Below are 18,798 nucleotides of genomic sequence, written 5' to 3'. Positions count from 1 at the left end.
CATCCGCCGGTCACCGCCATCGAGGAGGGCCGGGACCTCTCCTCGATGAGTGGCGTGCCGGCCGGCACCGCCTACCGTCTACCGGCCTGGTGGCGGGGCCGACCCGCGGCTAGCGCAAATGCCGAGCGAAGAACCCGGCCGCGTCCTCCCCCGCGAACTGCGGGACGCCCGTGTGCCCGCCCATATTGGCGTGCAGCGTCTTCTCCTTGCTACCGAAGGCGTCGAACAGGTCCAGGGCCGCCTGCCGATCGTTCCCTTCGTCGTCCCACTGCAGCAGGACGTGCAGCGGAATGGTGACCCGGCGGGCCTCCTCGAACATGGCGCGAGGCACGAAACTCCCGGCGAAGAAGCCGGCGGCCACGATGCGGGGCTCGACCACCGCCAACCGGATGCCGACGGAGATCACTCCCCCCGAGTACCCGACCGGGCCGCCGATCTCGGGCAGCGCCAGGAGGGCGTCCAGGGCGGCCTGCCATTCCGGGACCGACTTTTCGACGAGCGGGAGGATGAGGGCGTCGATGATCTCGTCGCCGACCGGCTCGCCGGCCTCCATGGCCCGGCGCAGGTCGGCGCGGGCCTGCTCGGCGGCGGCCCAACGAGGCCGGTCACCGCTCCCGGGGAGCTCGATGGTGGCCGCGGCGAAGCCATCCGCCGCGGCGCGCCGGGCCCGCCCCACCAGCCGGGGGTGCATCTTGCGCAGTCCGAGTGGGGGGTGGCCGAGCAGGATCAGCGGCACCGGTGCGGACGTGGACGCGGATTCAGGCGTCCACAGGATGCCGGGGATCTCGCCGAGGGTGAACTCGCGTTCGAGGACGCCGTCGTCGTGGCGCCGCTCAGAAGTGAAGTGCATGGTCGTGCCTTTCGGGAGTGCTCAGAGATGGCGCTCCCGGACGACGACCTATCGCCCGACCGTGACCCCGGAGGGGAGCACCCATGTCGATACTGCGTTCACGGGTACCACCTCCTCGTTCTCTCGCACGGCCTCCGGAAAAGTAGCAGTGGTCGCACTGGTCCGCAAACGGGTTTCTGTGGAGGCGTCGTGGCCGGATGCCACGGCGCCACTCGGGCCCGGGCCTGGTGCCCGGTGACCGTCCGGTGACCGTCCGGTGGTTTTCCCCGCCTCCGGTGAGAACCGGGCGAGTGTTCGGGGCGTCCGTTTGAGGCGTGATCAGTGCGGTGCTCGGCGGGATGCCGATGTTCTGGCCCGGGCTGCTGCTCTCGCTGGTGCCCGCGGCCCTGCTGAACCGTCCGGTGGGGCGGTTGCTGCGGGCCCACTGGGTGGTGGGCTTCGTGCTGCTGCTCGGACTCGGCGGGGTGGTCACGGCGACGCTGCTGCCGGAGGCGTTCGAGCTCTCGGAGGATGCCGTACGGCAGTGCGCCCTGGAGGGCGGCCGGCCGCGATCGCCGTACGAGCTGCTGCACGTCCGGCACATCGAGCTCAAGCTGGCGACCTACGCCCCGGTCGGGTTCGCGGCCGCGCTGGCGGGCACCCGGCGGCGGGCGGCGGTGGCGCTGCTGGGTGCGGCGGCGCTGCCGTTCGCGGTGTCGGCGGTGCAGTACGCGCTGCCGGCGATCGGCCGGAACTGCGACGTGCAGGACGTGTGGGACGGGGTGCAGGGGGTCGCCCTGGGCGCGGCGGTGGGGCTGGCGGCCGGGCCGCTGGTGCGGGCGGTGCGGGCGCGGACGGTCTGAACTACTCGTCGAGCAGCGGGAACAGGCGCGTGACGGCCGCGACCGGGCGGGCCCCGGCCGGGCGGGTGGCCGGGTCGGCCTCGCGGCCCCGGTAGCGGGCGAGGACCTGGCGGACGGCCTCGCCGACGGCGGTCAGTTCCTCGGGCGTCAGGTAGACGACGGCGCTGAAGGCCTCGTCCCGCTGCCACTCCGCCGGGGCCTCGGGGCGCCGGGCGAGCCAGCGCTGGTGGCTCTCGTCCTCCAGGCCGCGCGCCAGCTCGCCGAACTCGCCCTCTGCCGCGGGCTGTCGGACCGTCGGAAGCCGCCACGGCCGGGCCCGTCCGTCGGTGGCCGGGGCCTCTTCGATCAGCCCGTACCGGGCCAGCTGCCGCAGGTGGAACGAGCAGAGGCCCGAGCTGAGGCCGAGCCGGGCGGCGGCTTCGGTGGAGGTGACGGTGCCGTGCTCGGCGAGCAGCTCCAGCAGTGCGGTGCGGACGGCGTGTTCGGGGAGGGGGCCGGTTCTGACGAGGTCTTCGGTCACTTTGCAAAGTCTGCTACTTTGCAAAGCCGACAGCAAGCCCAGCCTCTCGAAGGAGCACTCGTGTCCGAGCCGCGCGAACGCCCGACCGTCCTGCGGATCACCGAGGTGGGGGAGGAGATCCTCCGCCGCACCTGCCGCACGGCGACGGAATCGGACTTCGGCAGCGAGCGCCTGGCGCGGCTCATCGACGACATGTTCGCCACCATGCACGTCGCCGACGGCTGCGGTCTCGCCGCCAACCAGGTGGACGTGGACCTGCGCCTGTTCGTCTACGACTGCCCCGACGACGACGGCGTGCGGCACACCGGCCACGTGCTCAACCCGGTGGTCGAGGAGCAGGATCCCGGGCGTGCGCTGATCGAGGAGACCGAAGGCTGCCTCTCCGTTCCCGGCGCCAACACCAGGCTCGCCCGCCCGGCCCGGACCGTGGTGCGCGGCGTCAACCAGCACGGCGAGCCCATCGTGATCGACGGCACCGGCTACTTCGCCCGTTGCCTCCAGCACGAGACCGACCACCTGAACGGCGGGCTCTACATCGACCGCCTCTCCGCCCGGGACCGCAAGCGGATGATGAAGCAGACCGCGGACCGGCGGGAGAAGGTGTTCGCCGAGCGCGCCGCCAGGGCCGCGAAGCTGGTCGGGGCCGAATAGTGCCGTGACCGGTGACCGCAGAGGTGTCCGGCCCTGGTGTCCGATGCCGCTGTGCGCTCGCCGATTCGGGGGATCGGCAGCGGTTGTCCCGAGGCGGACGGGAAGCGGGGGGAATCCCTGGTCCGCAGAGGCGCCCGCTCCCAGTCGTGCGCCCTCGGAAAGGAGAACAGTCATGCGTCGTCGTATCGCGGGGGTCGGCATGCTGGCCGTCGCCGGTGTGCTCGCACTCGCCGTTCCCGCCCAGGCCGCGACGGGCGTCCTGGTGGTGAACGGTGTGCCCCGGGAGAATCCGCAGCGGGGCTGCTACGCGACCTCGTCTCCGGTGTCGATCCGGAACTTCACGGACTCGACGGTTCTGGTACACGCCGCGGCGAACTGCCAGGGGCCGGTGACGGCGGAGGTGGCTCCCGGGTCGTCCGCGCGGGCCATGGGGACGAGCTACTTCGTCCTCTGAGCCGGGCCGCACCGCGCTGGAATGGGAAGTCGGCCTCGTCGACTTCCCACTCCTGCACGGTGTCGGAACGGCCGCGAGGCCGAGACTGGCACCTTGTCGGGCGAACAACTAGGGCTGGAAGAGTACTTCCGGATTGTTCGGCGAGGGGCCGTCCAGCAGCGGACGGTGGATCCCCTTCAGCGTCTGGTCGAAGAACGCTGTCACGTACTCGCGGGTGATCTCCACCCCGCGTTCCGGGGAGAGGGGCGGCGTCGGGAACCCGGCCTGCTCGTGAAGCAGGTCCAGGTCGCTGAAGCTGAAGTGGTCGGCGCCGGCGACCGTCAGCCACTTCTTGTAGCCGCCGAGGGCGGCCCAGGCCTGCCCCCAGTTGTCGCCACCGACCGGGTGGTTGTCGGCCGTACCCAGCATGAGGAACGGCCGGTTGATCTGGCCGGGCATCGGGGCCGGGTGGAAGGTGCCGTCCATGTTCACTCCGGCCCGTACTCGCGGGTCGGCGATCATCGTGGCGGCGGCCGCCGCTCCGCCGATGGAGTGTCCGGCCATGCCGATCTCGTGCTTGTCGATGAGGTGTGCCAGGCGCCACGCGGTATTGCCATGCGTCAACTGGTCGATCACGAAGGACACGTCCAGCGCGCGGCTGGCGGGGATGGAGTCGATCCGCGCCGGGTCACCGCAGATCGCGCACGGCGGCGTCTGGCCGTTCGCCAGCGTCTCGCCGCTGTCCCCGTAGGTGTCGCCGACGAGCGCGACGACGTAGCCGTGACTGGCCAGGTCGGTCGCGAGCGAGGTGAGCGTGATGCGCGGGTCCTCGTACGCGGGTGAGAGGACCACCAGCGGATACTTGCCGCGCTGCGGCCGCGCGCCGTCGAAGGCGTGAGTGGTGACGCTGGAAAGGGTCTGTGGGGTGACGCCGGAGCTCGCCGGCAAATTCTGCCGCTGGACGATTCCGGCTGCCTCGGCGAGGGTCATGTAAGGGGCCGGAGTCCCGGTCCCGGGGACGGCCGGGTAGACCATCGTGACGGCCAGTTGGCGGGGGCCGGATGACGGCACCCACGGGTCAAGACGGCTCGCGTCGGTGAGGTGGATGACGTCCTCGCCGGCGGCGTAGGGGCCGGTCGGCGCGGGGAGCGCGCCTTGGAAGGACCGCGTGGGCGCGGTGGCCGTGGCCGGTGCGGCGTCGAACGCGTGCGTGGCCACCGGTGTGGCCGACGGTGTGGTCGTGGCGGCGAACCCGGCGCCGGTTCCGGTGACGAGGGCGGCGAGCGCCAGCACCGCGACGGCGCCGATACGGTGATTGCGTTTCATGGGATCGACGCTAGGTTCCGCAGCTCCGTATCGAATCAACCCATGGAGGCAAACACTCTGGTGTCGTTCGTAGCCCCCGCGAGGTACGCGAGGTACCGGAGTCATACGCCGGTACTATGTCGTGCGGCGCGGGGCTCCCTTCGCCGACATCGTCGAGCGCCACCTTCGTCTTGGCCTACGACGAACACGACGCCAAGCCCTACCGCTGGACCTACGACGGCAGCCCACTCAAAGCCGCATGAACCCCGAAGGATCAACGCGGCGCTGCACTAGGGTGGCGCGGTGACCGAACCCGCCCACCTCGCCGCCGTCCGGGAGGCGTACGACACCGTCGCCGCCGACTACCTCCGCCTCGTCGTCCCGCCGGAGGGCATGGACCCGGTGTCCCGGGCGATGCTCGCCGCCTTCGCCGAGCTGGTACGGGAGTCGGGCGGCGGTGAGGTCGCGGACCTCGGCTGCGGGCCCGGGCGGGTGACGGCCTACCTGGACGGGTTGGGGCTGTCGGCCTTCGGCGTCGACGTGTCCGGCGAGATGGTCGCCCTGGCGCGCCGGGCCTACCCCGAACTGCGCTTCCTGCACGGCTCGATGGGCGCCCTCGACCTGCCCGACGGCGCCCTCGGCGGCATCCTCGCCTGGTACTCCGTCCATCACACCCCGGTGGAGCAACTTCCCCTTCTTTTCGCCGAGTTCGCTCGTGTCCTCGCGTCCGGTGGACACCTGCTGCTCGGCGGGCATGCGGGCGATGCCCGGTTGAACCACGCGAAGGCGTACGGCCACCCGGTGTCGTACGCCTCGTACCTGATCCCCGTGGGGCGCCTCGTCGGGCTACTGGAGGGGGCCGGCTTCACCGTCACGGCGCGGGTCGAGCAGCCGCATCCGAAGGACAGGGGCCGCTCCTACGTCTGCCTGCTGGCCGAGACCCGTACAGACTGAATCTGTCGGGTGGTGCGGACGTTTGCCGGGTGCGGGCAGGTGGCCTCGGTGGCGGTGACGAAGGCGACGAACGCCAACGGCCCGCCGCCGGGAGGGCGGTGGGCCGTTGAGGGGAGGTCCGGCCGGTCAGACCTCGGTGGTGGCGGCGAACTTCACGAACGCCTCCCATGAGGCCGGCTCGAAGGCCAGCTGGGGGCCGCTCTTGTCCTTGGAGTCACGTACGTGGACGACACCGGGGGTCTCGGCGACCTCGACGCAGGCGCCGCCCTCGTTGCCGCTGTAGCTGCTCTTGAACCATGCCAGCTCGGTGTTCATCGTTCTCCCAGGATCTTCTCGATCAAGGTCAGGGACTCCTCGGGGCTGTAAGCCTGCGCCCTGAGGATGTTGTAGCGCGCGTTCATGACCTGGACCTCGTCCGGATCGGTGATCAGCCTACTGCTCGTCTGCACTTCGATGTAGCCGTGCTGGGCCCGGCCTTTGGGGGTGATCAGGATGAATGGCCCACCCATCCCGGCGTGCTCGGCTCTGTCCAGCGGCAGCACCTGGATGACCATTCCACGGGTCCGACCGATCTCCAGGAGGTGGCGGAGCTGTGCCGCATGCACGTCCCAGCCGCCGAGCGGCCTACGCAATACGCTCTCGTCGATCACCCAGCTGAACATCCCGCGCGGCCAGCGGGTCAGCACTTCTTGGCGTGCCATTCGCGCCGCCACCCGCATGTCGATCACCTCCTCGGACAAAGCCGGTTGCCTCATCGCGTAAACCGCTCGCGCGTGCGCTTCGGTCTGAAGCAGCCCAGGGATGTCGAGAGTGGCGAAGTCGTGAGTTTCGACCGACACGTCCTCCAGGCTCACGTAGCCCCGGAACCAGGCCGGGTGCCGCAATCGGGTCTTGGCCCGAGCCTTCATCACGTCATCCGCGGCGATGGCCAGCAGGCCACCGGCGTTGAGGGCTTTGTCCACCGCGACGAGAAACTCGGGCTGCGGGGTTCGTAGTCCGCGCTCCACCGCGCTGACCAGCTGCTCGCCGTAGCCGATCCGCTCGCCAAGCTGCTTTTGTGTCAGTCCGGCTTGTTCCCTTAGGAGTTTGATCTGCTTCCCGATCGCGCGGAAGAAGTCCGAGACTTCCGTCAGGTCCTCCGGCAGCTCCGTCCGCACCACGTCACCCGACTCGCTGTTGCGCGCCGCACCCATCGTGGTCACCCTCCTGTGATTGAGCCACGACCAATTGGCTGTCCGCACCCGTACAGGCACTCTCCGTGCTTGCTGGATGCATGGTCAGCGTACGTCCGCCCCGCCACGCTTAACTCCCATGACGACCGAAATCCCCCTCGACAACCCCCGGTCCCGCACCGCCACCCTCACCGCCTCCCCCAAGGGCGCAGCCATCTGCCGTCGCCTGGCGCGGCGTCAACTCACCGACTGGGGACTGAATTCCACGCACACCGAACCGTTCCACTGCGCGCTGCTGATCGTCGCGGAGCTGGCCGCGAACGCGATCACACACGGACGCGTTCCGGGGCGCGGGTTCGAGCTTCACCTCTCGCTCACCACCACCGTGCGCCGGGGCACCACCCTCCGCATCGAGATCAGCGACCCCCGGGGTGACAGGCTCCCCGTCCTCCCCACCGTCCACACCCCCAACGCCCAGACCGGGCGCGGCCTCACCCTCATCGACGCCCTCTGTGACCGCTGGGGCACCATCCCCCGCCACCCCAACGCCAAGACCGTCTGGGCCGAACTCGACCTCGCCCCCGATGCCCCCTGAACCCCGCCATGCCTCCGGGCGAACCCTGACGTGAAATCAGGGAGCGATGGCCGCCCGCCCCTGATGCCCCGGGCGGGCGGCGCCGGAAGACTCGTTGCCTGGGCCGGGAACCTCCGGCCCGGACGACGATCAGTCTGGAGCCGACCGCACGTGAACGCGCACACGAACCGCACCCGTTGGGCCGTCCTGGCCACCGCCGGCGCCCTGGCGGCCGCGCTGACGGTCGGGGTGGGCGCGCCCGCCCTCGCCGCGGCGCCCGCCGCCACCCCCGCGGCCGCAGCGTCGGCGAGCCCGTCCGCACTGCCGCCGCTGGACCCGGCGGCGATCCGTTCCGCCCTCGCCCGGCGGCCCGCCGCCGACGTCTCCGCCGCGTTCGTGCGGGTCACCGGCTCCGCCGGGAGGTTCGAGGGCAGCTCGGCGGAGGGCGGGACGGCGGTGGACCCGCACGGCAGGTTCCGGATCGGGTCGATCTCGAAGGTCTTCACCGCCACCGTCGTCCTCCAACTCGCCGCCGAGGGGCGGATCGACCTCGACGGCAGCGTCCGGCAGTACCTCCCGGACTTCCCCTTCCCGTCGGTCACGGTGGGGCAGCTGCTCAACCACACCAGCGGGCTGCCCGGCGGCTCCAACACGTTCTGGGGCGACGGCACCACCGGCTGGTTCGCCGAGCACCGGCTCGACGCGCCCACCCCCGAGGAGATCACCGCCACGATGGCCGGCCAGTCGTTGGCCTTCGACCCCGGCACCGCCCAGCAGTACAACGGCATGAACACCTTCGTCGCCGGACTGGTCGTCGAGAAGGTCACCGGCCACCGCTACGCCGACGAGCTGCGCGACCGGATCATCCGCCCGCTCGGCCTGCACGACACCTCCCTCCCGGACGCCGGCGATCCCGAACTGCGGCACCCCGCGACCCGCCCGTACCTGACCGTCCCGGACGCCGGCGGCGGCTCGCACCGGGCGGACGTGACCGAGCAGAGCCCGTGGCCCTGGGCCGAGGGCGGCATGATCTCCAGCGCGCCCGATCTGGACCGCTTCATGACCGCGCTGTTCCGGGGCCGCCTCCTCCCGCCGGCCCAGCAGGAGAAGCTCTTCACCGTCCCGGACGTGCCCGTCGACGAACACAGCAGCCACTGCCCGGACGGCACGGCGTGCATGAGCATGGGGCTCGAACGCCTCGCGGCCGGCGGCATCGTGGCCTGGGGCAAGACCGGTTCCCGGCCCGGCTCCACCAGCGGCGTCTTCGCCACCCGCGACCTCGCCCGCACGGTCGTGTACTCGGTCGATCCGACCGCGCTGGACGGCGCCGAGAGCTCGTACACCCTCGGGCTGCTGACGTCCTCCTTCGGCCTGGGCGCCAAGGGCTGACGGTCCGTCTCGGCCGCGGGGATGACGGGCGGTTGGCTCGTGCGGGGGAGGCGATGGGGCCGAGCGGTGGACGTGGGGCGGGGCCGGTGTCCGGGACGGTGGACACATGCTGAAGAACATCCCGGTGGGCGACACCGAGCGCCCCGTTCCCCGGTGGGCCCTGCGGCTCGCCAAGGCCCTCCCGTTCATCGTGCTGCCGCACTGCCTGTGGCGGCTGCCGTTCGCGTTCGACTTCCGGATGGGCACCGTCGACCCGAACGCCGGGGCCTACGTCTGGTGGGCTGCCCCGTACGTGATCGGCCTGAGCGTGGTCACCGAGGCGCTGACGATCCTGACCCTGGGGCTGGTCAGCGGCTGGGGCGAGGTGTTCCCGCGCTGGGTGCCCGTTCTGCGCGGGCGCCGGGTGCCGCCGCTCGCGGCGGTCGTCCCGGCCGCGCTCGGGGGCCTGGTCCTGGCGGTCCTCTTCGACGGCATGCCCCTCGGCTGGCTGGGGGTGTTCAAGGAAGTCGGCTACAGCAACGGCTGGTGGATGGTCCTGGGGCGGGTCTGCACCTCGACGGCGATGTTCTGGGGCCCGGCCACCCTCGCGCTCGCCTGGGCCTACTACCGCCGTCGGCGCCCGGGCGCTGCGTGAGTCCGTCCCCTGCGTTGCGTGGGAAGTCGGCCGGTCCGACTTCCCACGCAACGCAGGGGTGTGCTCAGTGGCCGCCGTCGTACTCCGCGAGGGTGGAGACGGTGCTCGCAGGGCTAGCGGGCGCCGTTGCCCGTGGTCAGCGAGTCGGCGAGCCGCTCCGCGGTGTCCGTGTCGAGCGGGCCGTGCCCGAGCAGGAAGCGGTACCAGAAGACCCCGTAGACCTGGTCCGCGATGAGGTCCAGGTCGGCGTCCCCGGCCAGCTCGCCGCGCTCGCGCCCCTTGGCGAGGAGTTCGCGCAGCGCGGTGCGGCGGGCGGCGGTGAAGCTCCGCATCAGCTCGGCGAGGTGCGGGTCGCGGGCGGCCTCGCGGGCGACGGTGCGCAGCGCGGAGGCGGTGGTGTCGCGTTGGGCAGCCTCGTGCGGCTGCTACGACACGTGAGCCGTCACCACTCCGCCACCCGGTAGTCCTTGAGGAACACCCCCGACACCGGGTCCCCGGCCTCGCCGCGGACGATCGGGTCGTAGACCCGGGCCGCGCCGTCCACGATGTCGAGCGGGGTGCGGAACCCCTGGGCGGCGAGTCGGGCCTTCTTCGGGGCCGGGTTCTCGTCGGTGATCCAGCCGGTGTCGACGGCGCACATGTGCACGCCCCGGCTGGCGAGTTCGGCCGCGCTGGTGCGGGTGAGCATGTTGATCGCGGCCTTCGCCATGTTGGTGTGCGGATGCCGGGCGGTCTTGTTGCGGACGGCGAACCGGCCCTCCACTGCGGTGACGTTGACGATGTAACGGGCGGGGTGCGGCGAGGCCAGCAGCAGGGGCAGCAGCCGGTCGCAGAGCAGGGCGGGGGCCAGCGCGTTGACCAGCTGGGTCTCCAGCACCTCCGCCGGGTCGAGCGAACCCAGCGTGGCGGACCAGGAGTTGGCGGGTGCGAGGTCGGGCAGCAGCCCGGCCTCGTCCGTGAAGTCCAGCAACGACCCGGCACCCGAAGGAAGTCGGGTGAGGCCGGTGGCCGGGCGGAACCCGGGGGCGTGGCTGATCGCCCGGCGGTCGGCGGCGGGCAGGGCGTCCTGCTCGCCCGCGGCCAGCAGCGCGTACGACCCGGGCGGGCGGCGCAGGGTCTGCGCGGCGTTGTTGACCAGGATGTCGAGCGGGCGCCCCTCGGCGCACAACCGCTCGGTCAGGCCGAGCACCTGGCGCGGGTCGCGGAGGTCGATGCCGACCACCGTCAGCCGGTCCCACCACTGCGCGCTGCCCTCGGCTGTGCGGAAGCGGCGGACGGTGTCCTGCGGGAAGCGGCTGGTGACGGTCAGCTCGGCCCCGTCGCGCAGCATCATCAGGGCCAGCTGGAAGCCGATCTTCACCCGCCCGCCGGTGAGCAGCGCCCGGCGCCCGCGCAGGTCGGTCCGGAGAACGCGGCGGGCGGTGCTGTCGGCCGCGCAGTCCGCGCAGAGCATGTGGTAGAAGCCGTCGACCCGACGGTAGGCCTGCTTGCAGACGTAGCACTTGCGCGGTATCCGCAGCTCACCGACCGGCCCGTCCGCCGCGGTCAGGGGCGCGTCCTCGCGGCGGGTCCGGCTGCCGGTCGCGGTGGTGGCGAGCAGCTCGGCGTCGGCCTGCCGGAGGGCCTGCCGGGCCTCCTGGCGGCGGCGCTTGCGGCTCTCCATGACGAAGGAGCTGAGCTGCCGCTCGGCGTGCAGCCGGGTGCGGTCGTGGGCGGGCAGAGCCCGAAGCCGGCCGAGGGTGCGGCTGAACGCGGCCAGTTCCTCGGCGCTGACGTTCGACGTGCAGGCCGCGTCCTCGCAGGCCGGAGTGGTCGTGCTCAACTGGATGTGGTCGTCCCGGACCGTCATGTCCGCCCCCTCGTGCCGTACAGGTGGGAGGGACTGTAACGGACGGTCCGGGACGATGAGATGCCAATTTCCGCCGGTGGGCGGTAGACGATGGGCTCAGCCCGCGTACTGGCCGAGGATCTTCGCGAACTCGTACGGCTGCTGAGGGATGTTGGTGCACTTGGACAGCGAGCCGCCGGTGCAGGCGTTGGCGTCCCGGGTGGCGTCCCAGAAGGAGAGCATCCCGAGGTGGTTCTGCCGGGCGAAGGCCACCAGCTGCTGGGCGTCGGCCTGGTTGTAGACCTGGTGGTCGTCGTTCTCGCCGATCATCGGGGTGACGCCGACCATGGCCCACAGCTGGGCGTCGGTCTTCGCCGGGTAGAGCGCCTTGAGCTGGCCGAACAGCGACTGCGCGGCCTGCACGGCGGCGTCGCCGTAGTCGGCCCCACTCCGGTAGTAGTCCATCGCCATGACGTTGACCAGGTCGACGGTCACCCCGGCGTCCCGGGCGGACTTGACGATGGCGACGCCCTCGGCGGTCAGGCCCTCGGGCAGGACGGGCAGGGTGAAGGAGACCCTGAGGCCCGGGTGGGCCTGCTGGAGCTTGGCGAGCGCGGCGGAGCGGCGGGAGTTGGCGGCGGTGTCGGCGATGGCCGCGCCCTCGATGTCGAAGTCGACGTAGCGCAGGCCGTAGGCCTTCACCACGGCGTCGTACTCGGCGAACAGCGAGTCCACCGTGGTGCAGGCGGCCGCGAGTTCGGTGCCCGCGGCGCCGCCGAAGGAGACCTTGACGTCGCCACCGGCCGCGCGCAGCGCGTCCACCTGGTCCTTGGCCCAGGCGGTGCGCGGGTCGTAGGCGTTGAACCAGCTGGCCTTGCAGCCGACGCCGGTGACGAAGCCCATCGTGTAGCCCCTGAGGCCGCCGGCCTTGGCCAGGCCGGGCATCGACGGGGTGGGCCAGGCGCCCATGTCGATGTACGGGGCGACCGGGAGTGCGACGTTCGGCGCCGGGGTGCCCGGGCCGCCGGTGGGCGTGCCGGTCGGGGTGCCGGTCGGGCTCGGCGGGGTCGAACTCGGCGACGGGGTGGTCGGGTTGCCGCCGCCGGGGCCGGTCAGGGTGACGTCGTCGGCGAGGTAGCCGCCCTGCCCGTACCAGCCGTGCAGGTACACGGTGACGCTGGTGGTGGCCGGCCCGGTGGTGAAACTGGTGGACAGCTGCTGCCAGTCGGCGCCGCCGGCGGTCCAGGTGGCCGGGTCGGTGAGGCCGCTGCCGGTGGCGCCGAGGTAGACGTACTGGCCCTGCACCCAGGCGCCCAGGGTGTACGTGGTGTTGGGCTGGACGCTGACGGTCTGGCCGCACTGCGCGGTGTCGCTCGCGCTCACCGCCCCCTTGAGTGCGTACATCCCGCTGTGCGCACCGGAGTTGACCACGCTGCCGGTGCCGGCGGAACAGCTCCAGGGGCTGATCGCGCCGCTCTCCAGGCCGCCGTTGACGAGCAGGTTGCCGTCGGCGGCACCCGCGTTCCCGGCGAGGGCGGCCAGGCCGCCGGCGGCGAGCGCGGTGGCGGCGGCGAGGCTCAGCAGGGTGGTCCGGCGGGCGGGGCGGCGGTGGGTGGGGGCGTGCTGGAGCGCGCTGGGCATGGGGGTGCCTCTCGGGACGTGGTGGCCGCCCGCGCCGCGAGGGGGGAGACACGGGGCGGGCGGCGGCCTGGGGTGGTCCGGTGCGGGGGAGCGCGGTGCTGAGCATCAAACTGGACTAGACCAGCTGTGCACGTCAAGCACTTCCCGGGCCCGGACGCCTCACCGAGGGCAGGTTTTAGGAACGGTTAAGGCGGCGGCGGGCGGCTGTCGGTCGGTCAGCCGCAGCGGCCTTGCGCTCCTTGACCTGCACGTCGTCGATCACCGGCCCGTGCGCCCCGGCCACGGGCTTCCGGGAGTGGATCCGACGGGACTTGACCTTGAGTGCACTCCAAGGTGAAAGCTGAAGGCGTTGACCACGCACCACCACACGAACCACCGCGGCAACCACCACGGAAGCCGCGGAACCCAGATGGGAGCACTGTCATGCGCAACGCCTCGTTCGGTACCAGCGGCCCCGAGATCGGCGTCATCGGTCTCGGCTGCATGGGCATGACCTGGGCCTACGACGTGCAGAGCCGGGACGACGAGAACTCGGTCCGGGTGATCCGGCAGGCCCTGGACCTCGGCGTCGGCCTGATCGACACCGCCGACATGTACGGCCCGTACACCAACGAGGAGGTGGTCGGCGCCGCGCTGGCCGGCCCGTACCGGGAGCGCGCCTTCCTGGCCACCAAGGTGGGCATCGTGCCGGGCGGCGGGGGCCAGCAGGAGCGCAACGGCCGGCCCGAGCACGTACGCCGCTCGATCGACGAGAGCCTGCGCCGGCTGGGCACCGACCACGTCGACCTCTACCAGCTGCACCGGGTCGACCCGGACGTCCCGATCGAGGAGACCTGGGGCGCGTTCGCCGAGGTCGTCGCGGCGGGCAAGGCCCGGAGCATCGGGCTCTCCGAGGCGACGCTGGAGGAGATCAAGCGGGCGCAGGCCGTGCACCCGGTGGCCTCGGTGCAGTCCGAGCTCTCGCTGTGGACCCGGGACGTGCTGGCCGAGGTGCTGCCGTACACCGAGGAGCAGGGCATCGCCTTCCTGCCGTTCTCGCCGCTCGGCCGCGGCTTCCTGACCGGCGGCATCACGTCCTTCGACGAGCTGCCCGCCGACGACTTCCGCCGCCGGCTGCCGCGCTTCCAGCAGGACGCGCTGAAGGCCAACCTGGAGCTGGTCGGGGCGGTCAGGGCGGTCGCCGAGCGGATCGGCGCCAGCCCCGCGCAGGTCGCGCTGGCCTGGGTGCTGGCGCAGGGCCGGTACGTCTTCCCGATCCCGGGCACCAGGACGCCGCGCTACCTCGTGGACAACGTGGGCGCGGCCGGGATCGAGCTCTCGGCGGCGGACCTGGCCGAGCTGGACGCACTGCCGGCCGCGACCGGCGAGCGCTACTGACGGTGCGGTGGCGGAGTCAGCGCTCCATCACCCACACCAGCTGCCGTCCGGTCTCGGCCGGGGCCCGGACGGCGGTCTCGGCGATCCGGTCCAGCCGGTAGCCGAGCTTGCGCGGGACGGCCGCGCTGGCGCCGTTCGCCTGGTCGCAGCGGATCTCCACCCGGGTGATCCCGGGCAGTGCCAGCGCGGCCTCGGTCAGCGCTCCGGCCGCGGTGGTGGCGATGCCGCGGCCGACGTGCCGGGCGGCGACCCAGTAGCCGATCTCCAGCGTGCCCGGGCCGATCCGTCCGTGCAGGCCGAAGGCACCGATCACGCCGCCGGGTTCGGTGTCCAGGCCGGCCAGGTACATGAAGTCGGTGCCGGCCTCCCAGGCGGCGGCGCCGGCCCGGGTCAGCCCGGCGGTCTGCGCCCGGGAGGGGGCCTCGGCCGCCCACTCCATCCAGGGCCGCAGGTGGTCCAGGTCGGCGCGGACGGCCCGGTTCAGTGCCGCCGTGTGGGTGCTGCGGCGGCGTCGCAGCCAGAGGCCGCCGGGCAGCCGCAGCCGTTCCGGCGGCCGCCCGGCGGTCACCTCCACCACAGGCGGAGCGAGACCACAGGACCGTGGCTGTGCTTGGCTCATGACGGCGATTATGTCCTTGGCCGGGACCTGTCACCATCAGGCATCCCTCCGGCGGCGGGCGCGCCCGGCCGTGCCCCGGCGCGTCAGAGCCGGACCATCACCTCGTCGAGCTCCTTGCGCCGCAGGTCCGGCACGCGCGCCCCCTCGGCCGGGTAGCCGACCGGGATCACGTACGCGGCGCGCTCCTCCGCCGGGCGGTCGCACACCTCGTTGAGGAACTTCATCGGGCTCGGGGTGTGGGTGAGCGTGGCCAGCCCGGCCTGGTGCAGCGTGGCCAGCAGCAGCCCGACCGCGATCCCCACCGACTCCTTGGTGTAGTACGGGCGCGGCGAGTCGGGGCCCTTGTGCACCTCGAACACCACGATCACGGCCGGCGCGTCCTCCAGGAACGGCTTGCGCCAGTCGGTGCCGATCGGGGCGAGCGCGGCCAGCCACTCCGCCGAGGCCCGGTGGCCGTAGAACTCGCGCTCCTCGGCCTCGGCCGCCTCGCGCAGCCGCCGCTTGCGCTCCGGGTCGGTGATCACCACGAACCGCCAGGGCTGGACGTGCGCGCCGCTGGGCGCGGTGCTCGCCGTCCGGACCGCCCACTCGACGACCCCGTCGGGGATCGGGCGGGTGGAGTAGTCGCGGACGGTCCGGCGCCGCGCCATCACGTCGTGGAAGGACCTGCTGCGGGCCTCGGCCTCGTGGGCGGGCACCGTCATGGGGGCGAGCGGGACGGTCGGGTGGGACGTCCCCGCCACGGCGCTGTCTGTGCTGTCAACCATGGCGGACAGCACAGCACATGACGGGCCCTCCGGGAAGAGGTAGAGACCAATCGCCGGTCGGTGGAGGGCTACAGCTCGTGCGCCCGCCCGTCCCGGACCTCGATCCGCCGGTTCACCGCCACCGTGTCCAGCATCCGCCGGTCGTGGGTGACCAGCAGCAGGGTGCCGGTGTACGAGCCGAGCGCGGACTCCAGCTGCTCGATCGCGGGCAGGTCCAGGTGGTTGGTGGGCTCGTCCAGCACCAGCAGGTTGACCCCGCGGGCCTGCAACAGCGCCAGCGCGGCCCGGGTGCGCTCGCCGGGGGAGAGGGTGCCGGCCGGGCGCAGCACGTGCACCGCCTTGAGGCCGAACTTGGCCAGCAGGGTGCGTACGTCCTCCGGCGAGAGCTCCGGAACGGCGGCGGCGAAGGCCTCCACCAGCGGCTCCCCGCCGAGGAACAGTCCGCGCGCCTGGTCCACCTCGCCGACCACCACGCCCGAGCCCAGCGAGGCGCTGCCGCCGTCGAGTTCGAGCCGGCCGAGCAGGGCCGCCAGCAGCGTGGACTTGCCCGCGCCGTTGGCGCCGGTGATGGCGACCCGGTCGGCCCAGTCGATCTGGAGGTCCACCGGGCCGAAGGCGAAGTCGCCGCGTCGGGCGCTCGCCCCGCGCAGGGTGGCGACCACCGAGCCGGAGCGCGGCGCGGTGGCGATCTCCATTCGCAGCTCCCACTCCTTGCGCGGCTCGTCGACCACCTCCAGCCGCTCGATCATCCGCTGGGTCTGCCGGGCCTTGGAGGCCTGCTTCTCGGTGGACTCGGCACGCATCGCGCGCCCGATCTTGTCGTTGTCGGAGGACTTGCGGCGGGCGTTGCGCACGCCGTGCTCCATCCAGCCGCGCTGCATCCGCGCCCGGGCCTCCAGCGAGGCCTTGGTGTCGGCGTACTCCTCGTACTCCTCGCGGGCGTGCCGACGGGACACCGCCCGCTCCTCCAGGTACGCCTCGTAGCCGCCGCCGTACAGGTTGACCTGCTGCTGGTGCAGGTCCAGCTCCAGCACCTTGGTCACGGTGCGGGCCAGGAACTCGCGGTCGTGGCTGATCAGCACGGTGCCCGCGCGCAGGCCCTTGACGAAGGACTCCAGCCGCTCCAGGCCGTCCAGGTCGAGGTCGTTGGTGGGCTCGTCGAGCAGGAAGACGTCGAAGCGGGAGAGCAGCAGCGAGGCGAGGCCGGCCCGGGCGGCCTGGCCGCCGGACAGGGCGGTCATCGGCAGGTCCAGCGAGACCTTCAGCCCGAGCGAGTCGGCGACCTCCTCGGCGCGTTCCTCCAGGTCGGCGCCGCCGAGGTCCAGCCAGCGCTCCAGGCCGGCGGCGTACGCGTCGTCGGCGCCCGCCCGGCCCTCGACCAGGCCCTCGGTGGCCTCGTCCAGCGCGGCCTGCGCGGCCGCCACACCGGTGCGGCGGGCCAGGAAGTCGCGCACCGACTCGCCCTCGCGCCGCTCCGGCTCCTGCGGCAGGTGGCCGACGTTGGCGCTCGCCGGGCTGAGCCGCAGCGAGCCGCCCTCGGGGGCGTCCAGGCCGGCCAGCAGCCGCAGCAGGGTCGACTTGCCGGCGCCGTTCACGCCGACCAGGCCGATCACGTTGCCGGGGGCGACCACCAGGTCCAGGCCGGAGAAGAGGGTGCGTTCGCCGTGGCCGGCGCTGAGGTCCTTGACTACGAGTGTCGCGCTCATGATGGGGCCGATTGTAGGAGGAGCGGCCCGGTCGGCGGAAAAAGCGGGGGCCGCGGCTGTCGCAGCCGCGGCCCCGGGACTACCTGTGGATCACCCGTGGATCACTTGGCCTTCTTCGAGAAGTACTCGAACATGTGCTGGGCCACGTCCTCCAGGTACGGACCGGCCTCGTAGGTGTTCGCGCCGTTGCCGATGGAGGTGTCGCTGACCAGGGCCGGCTTGCCGTCCTTGGTCGCGTACCAGCCGCCGCCGCTGCTGCCGCCGGTCATGTTGCAGCCGATCAGCAGCATCGCCGGGCGGCTCGGGTCGCCGGTCTTCTGGGACGGCTTGCCGCCGTCGCAGTGCTCCAGCTCCACGCCGTCGAAGGGCTTGCCCTCCGGGAAGCCGTAGTTGCTGACGGCGCCGACCTGGTCACGCGGGGCGTTGAACCAGAGCGGGACGGAGCCGCCGACGGTCTCCTCCAGCGACTTGCCGCCCGGGTTGGGGTTGGCGACCTTGATGATGCCGAAGTCGTACTGGCTCCACGGACCGCCCTTCTCCGGGTCGGCCTCGGCGGCCCACTGCGGCGAGACCATGCCGGAGGTGGCGGTCCACTCGCCGTACGGCTCGGCGTCCTCCAGCTTGGCCTGCTTGTTGCCGTTGCTCAGCACGCCGTTGCTGTTGAAGGCCGGGGCGAAGGTGATGTCGGTGTAGTACTTGTTGCCCTTGCCGCCGTGCAGGCAGTGGCTGGCGGTCCACACCAGGTTGCTCTTGCCCGGGTTGGCCGGGTCGGAGACGACGGTGCCGGAGCACACGTAGTCCTCGTTGCCGTCCTTGAAGAAGATCTTGCCGTTGACGTGCATGTTCTTCGGGAACGGGTGCGCCACGGGCTTGGCCGGGACCATGGCGGGCAGCTGGTCCGTGCCGGCGCCCGGCTGGGCGGCGGTGGGCTTTGCGGTGGGCGCGCCGGTGGTCGGCGCGGCGCCGGTGGGCTGCGCGGGCGGCTGGGTCGCGTCCGGGGTGGGCAGCGGCTTCGGCTTGGCCTCCAGCAGCTTCTGCAGGGTCCAGTACCCCTTGACGGCCGGGGTGATGACGTTCGCCTGGGCCCACTTGTCCCAGTCCTCCAGCTTCCAGGTCTTCAGCTCTTCGAGCGTCGGAAGCTTGATCGGAGCCGCGCCCGGCTTGCCGGAGGCGTCGGCCGTGACGCCGGGAGCCGCGGTCACGGCCGGGTCGGCGTTGTCGGGGCCGCACGCGGTGGCGACCACCATGGTCAGCGCGGCGACGGAGGCGCCCAGGACGGCACGGCCGGGCCGGGATATCGGTGACATGAGTTCAAATCCCCCTGTTGACTACCGCCATGCGGCCCGTTCCCCGGGTGCGGCCCCACTCGGCCGCAGGCATGGCAGGTGAGGAGTCTGCCATGCAGCCGGGGAACTCCTGACATCCGCCCCGGACCGGGACGGGGCTGTCACCGGACCGGGACGAGGCCGTCACCGGACCGGCACGGGATCGGCACCGGGCCTGCGCCGGGCCTGCGTCGGGCCTGCGTCGGGGCGG

The 18,798-nt window shown here is 72.3% G+C and carries 19 protein-coding genes and 1 pseudogene; 8 read left to right on the top strand and 12 right to left on the bottom strand.

Annotated features, from left to right (window positions below; all coding sequences use genetic code 11):
* Positions 1 to 109: 109 nt before the first annotated feature.
* Positions 110 to 850: an alpha/beta hydrolase gene (locus AB0O11_RS18995; protein WP_363387926.1), complete on the bottom strand. Its 741-nt coding sequence runs from the start codon at positions 848 to 850 to the stop codon at positions 110 to 112.
* 314 nt (positions 851 to 1,164) lie between these two features.
* Here AB0O11_RS18995 and AB0O11_RS18990 point away from each other — a divergent pair, with 314 nt between their 5' ends.
* Positions 1,165 to 1,692, top strand: a complete 528-nt coding sequence (locus tag AB0O11_RS18990) for a hypothetical protein (RefSeq protein ID WP_363387923.1) — start codon at positions 1,165 to 1,167, stop codon at positions 1,690 to 1,692.
* Between the two features lies 1 nt (position 1,693).
* On the opposite strand, the gene AB0O11_RS18985 is transcribed toward AB0O11_RS18990, so the two are convergent.
* Positions 1,694 to 2,212 carry a winged helix-turn-helix domain-containing protein gene (locus AB0O11_RS18985; RefSeq protein ID WP_363387920.1) on the bottom strand — a complete coding sequence of 173 codons (519 nt, stop codon included), beginning with the start codon at positions 2,210 to 2,212 and terminating at the stop codon, positions 1,694 to 1,696.
* A 60-nt stretch (positions 2,213 to 2,272) separates the two neighbouring features.
* Here AB0O11_RS18985 and def point away from each other — a divergent pair, with 60 nt between their 5' ends.
* Together def and AB0O11_RS18975 are read left to right on the top strand one after the other, a co-directional pair.
* On the top strand, positions 2,273 to 2,863 hold the full coding sequence (def, locus tag AB0O11_RS18980) for a peptide deformylase (protein WP_363387918.1): 591 nt from the start codon (positions 2,273 to 2,275) through the stop codon (positions 2,861 to 2,863).
* Positions 2,864 to 3,035: 172 nt separating this feature from the next.
* On the top strand, positions 3,036 to 3,317 hold the full coding sequence (locus AB0O11_RS18975; protein ID WP_363387916.1) for a hypothetical protein: 282 nt from the start codon (positions 3,036 to 3,038) through the stop codon (positions 3,315 to 3,317).
* A gap of 108 nt (positions 3,318 to 3,425) precedes the next feature.
* Here the strand turns inward: AB0O11_RS18975 and AB0O11_RS18970 are convergent, their stop codons facing one another.
* Positions 3,426 to 4,622 (bottom strand): alpha/beta hydrolase, encoded by a 1,197-nt coding sequence (locus AB0O11_RS18970; protein WP_363387913.1) that lies wholly within the window; start codon positions 4,620 to 4,622, stop codon positions 3,426 to 3,428.
* Positions 4,623 to 4,904: 282 nt separating this feature from the next.
* On the opposite strand from AB0O11_RS18970, the gene AB0O11_RS18965 reads away from it, so the two are divergent.
* Positions 4,905 to 5,555: a class I SAM-dependent methyltransferase gene (locus AB0O11_RS18965; RefSeq protein ID WP_363387911.1), complete on the top strand. Its 651-nt coding sequence runs from the start codon at positions 4,905 to 4,907 to the stop codon at positions 5,553 to 5,555.
* Positions 5,556 to 5,681: 126 nt separating this feature from the next.
* Here AB0O11_RS18965 and AB0O11_RS18960 read toward each other — a convergent pair whose 3' ends face one another.
* Both AB0O11_RS18960 and AB0O11_RS18955 read right to left on the bottom strand, forming a co-directional pair.
* Positions 5,682 to 5,870 (bottom strand): DUF397 domain-containing protein, encoded by a 189-nt coding sequence (locus tag AB0O11_RS18960; RefSeq protein WP_363387908.1) that lies wholly within the window; start codon positions 5,868 to 5,870, stop codon positions 5,682 to 5,684.
* Entirely contained in the window at positions 5,867 to 6,748 is an 882-nt protein-coding gene (locus tag AB0O11_RS18955) for a helix-turn-helix transcriptional regulator (protein WP_363388083.1), read from the bottom strand. The genes AB0O11_RS18960 and AB0O11_RS18955 overlap by 4 nt, the downstream gene beginning before the upstream one ends.
* A 118-nt stretch (positions 6,749 to 6,866) precedes the next feature.
* Between AB0O11_RS18955 and AB0O11_RS18950 the strand changes: the two genes are divergently transcribed.
* The 3 genes from AB0O11_RS18950 to AB0O11_RS18940 all read left to right on the top strand — a co-directional run bounded on the left by AB0O11_RS18950 (position 6,867) and on the right by AB0O11_RS18940 (position 9,324).
* On the top strand, positions 6,867 to 7,322 hold the full coding sequence (locus tag AB0O11_RS18950) for an ATP-binding protein (protein ID WP_363387906.1): 456 nt from the start codon (positions 6,867 to 6,869) through the stop codon (positions 7,320 to 7,322).
* A gap of 150 nt (positions 7,323 to 7,472) precedes the next feature.
* Positions 7,473 to 8,690: a serine hydrolase domain-containing protein gene (locus AB0O11_RS18945; protein ID WP_363387903.1), complete on the top strand. Its 1,218-nt coding sequence runs from the start codon at positions 7,473 to 7,475 to the stop codon at positions 8,688 to 8,690.
* Positions 8,691 to 8,796: 106 nt separating this feature from the next.
* Positions 8,797 to 9,324: a hypothetical protein gene (locus tag AB0O11_RS18940; RefSeq protein ID WP_363387900.1), complete on the top strand. Its 528-nt coding sequence runs from the start codon at positions 8,797 to 8,799 to the stop codon at positions 9,322 to 9,324.
* Positions 9,325 to 9,437: 113 nt separating this feature from the next.
* Here AB0O11_RS18940 and AB0O11_RS18935 read toward each other — a convergent pair.
* From AB0O11_RS18935 to AB0O11_RS18925, 3 genes and pseudogenes are all read right to left on the bottom strand, one after another.
* Positions 9,438 to 9,722: pseudogene (locus AB0O11_RS18935) on the bottom strand (TetR-like C-terminal domain-containing protein); the annotation flags it as partial.
* Positions 9,723 to 9,766: 44 nt separating this feature from the next.
* Positions 9,767 to 11,173 (bottom strand): SDR family NAD(P)-dependent oxidoreductase, encoded by a 1,407-nt coding sequence (locus AB0O11_RS18930; RefSeq protein ID WP_363387898.1) that lies wholly within the window; start codon positions 11,171 to 11,173, stop codon positions 9,767 to 9,769.
* Positions 11,174 to 11,269: 96 nt separating this feature from the next.
* Positions 11,270 to 12,793: a carbohydrate binding domain-containing protein gene (locus AB0O11_RS18925; RefSeq protein ID WP_363387895.1), complete on the bottom strand. Its 1,524-nt coding sequence runs from the start codon at positions 12,791 to 12,793 to the stop codon at positions 11,270 to 11,272.
* Positions 12,794 to 13,216: 423 nt separating this feature from the next.
* On the opposite strand from AB0O11_RS18925, the gene AB0O11_RS18920 reads away from it, so the two are divergent.
* Positions 13,217 to 14,170, top strand: a complete 954-nt coding sequence (locus AB0O11_RS18920; protein ID WP_363387892.1) for an aldo/keto reductase — start codon at positions 13,217 to 13,219, stop codon at positions 14,168 to 14,170.
* 16 nt (positions 14,171 to 14,186) lie between these two features.
* Here the strand turns inward: AB0O11_RS18920 and AB0O11_RS18915 are convergent, their stop codons facing one another.
* The 4 genes from AB0O11_RS18915 to AB0O11_RS18900 form a co-directional block, all read right to left on the bottom strand.
* Positions 14,187 to 14,789 (bottom strand): GNAT family N-acetyltransferase, encoded by a 603-nt coding sequence (locus AB0O11_RS18915; protein ID WP_363387890.1) that lies wholly within the window; start codon positions 14,787 to 14,789, stop codon positions 14,187 to 14,189.
* 83 nt (positions 14,790 to 14,872) lie between these two features.
* Entirely contained in the window at positions 14,873 to 15,556 is a 684-nt protein-coding gene (locus AB0O11_RS18910) for a nitroreductase family protein (protein ID WP_363387887.1), read from the bottom strand.
* Positions 15,557 to 15,624: 68 nt separating this feature from the next.
* Positions 15,625 to 17,262, bottom strand: a complete 1,638-nt coding sequence (locus tag AB0O11_RS18905; RefSeq protein WP_363387884.1) for an ABC-F family ATP-binding cassette domain-containing protein — start codon at positions 17,260 to 17,262, stop codon at positions 15,625 to 15,627.
* A 101-nt stretch (positions 17,263 to 17,363) separates the two neighbouring features.
* Positions 17,364 to 18,569: a hypothetical protein gene (locus AB0O11_RS18900; protein WP_363387881.1), complete on the bottom strand. Its 1,206-nt coding sequence runs from the start codon at positions 18,567 to 18,569 to the stop codon at positions 17,364 to 17,366.
* Positions 18,570 to 18,798 lie beyond the last annotated feature (229 nt).

Origin of the sequence: Kitasatospora sp. NPDC093102, assembly GCF_040683915.1 — a bacterium.
GTDB lineage: Bacteria > Actinomycetota > Actinomycetes > Streptomycetales > Streptomycetaceae > Kitasatospora.
Note: the sequence above shows the minus strand (reverse complement) of the source record. Positions and strands in the feature narration are given on the sequence as shown.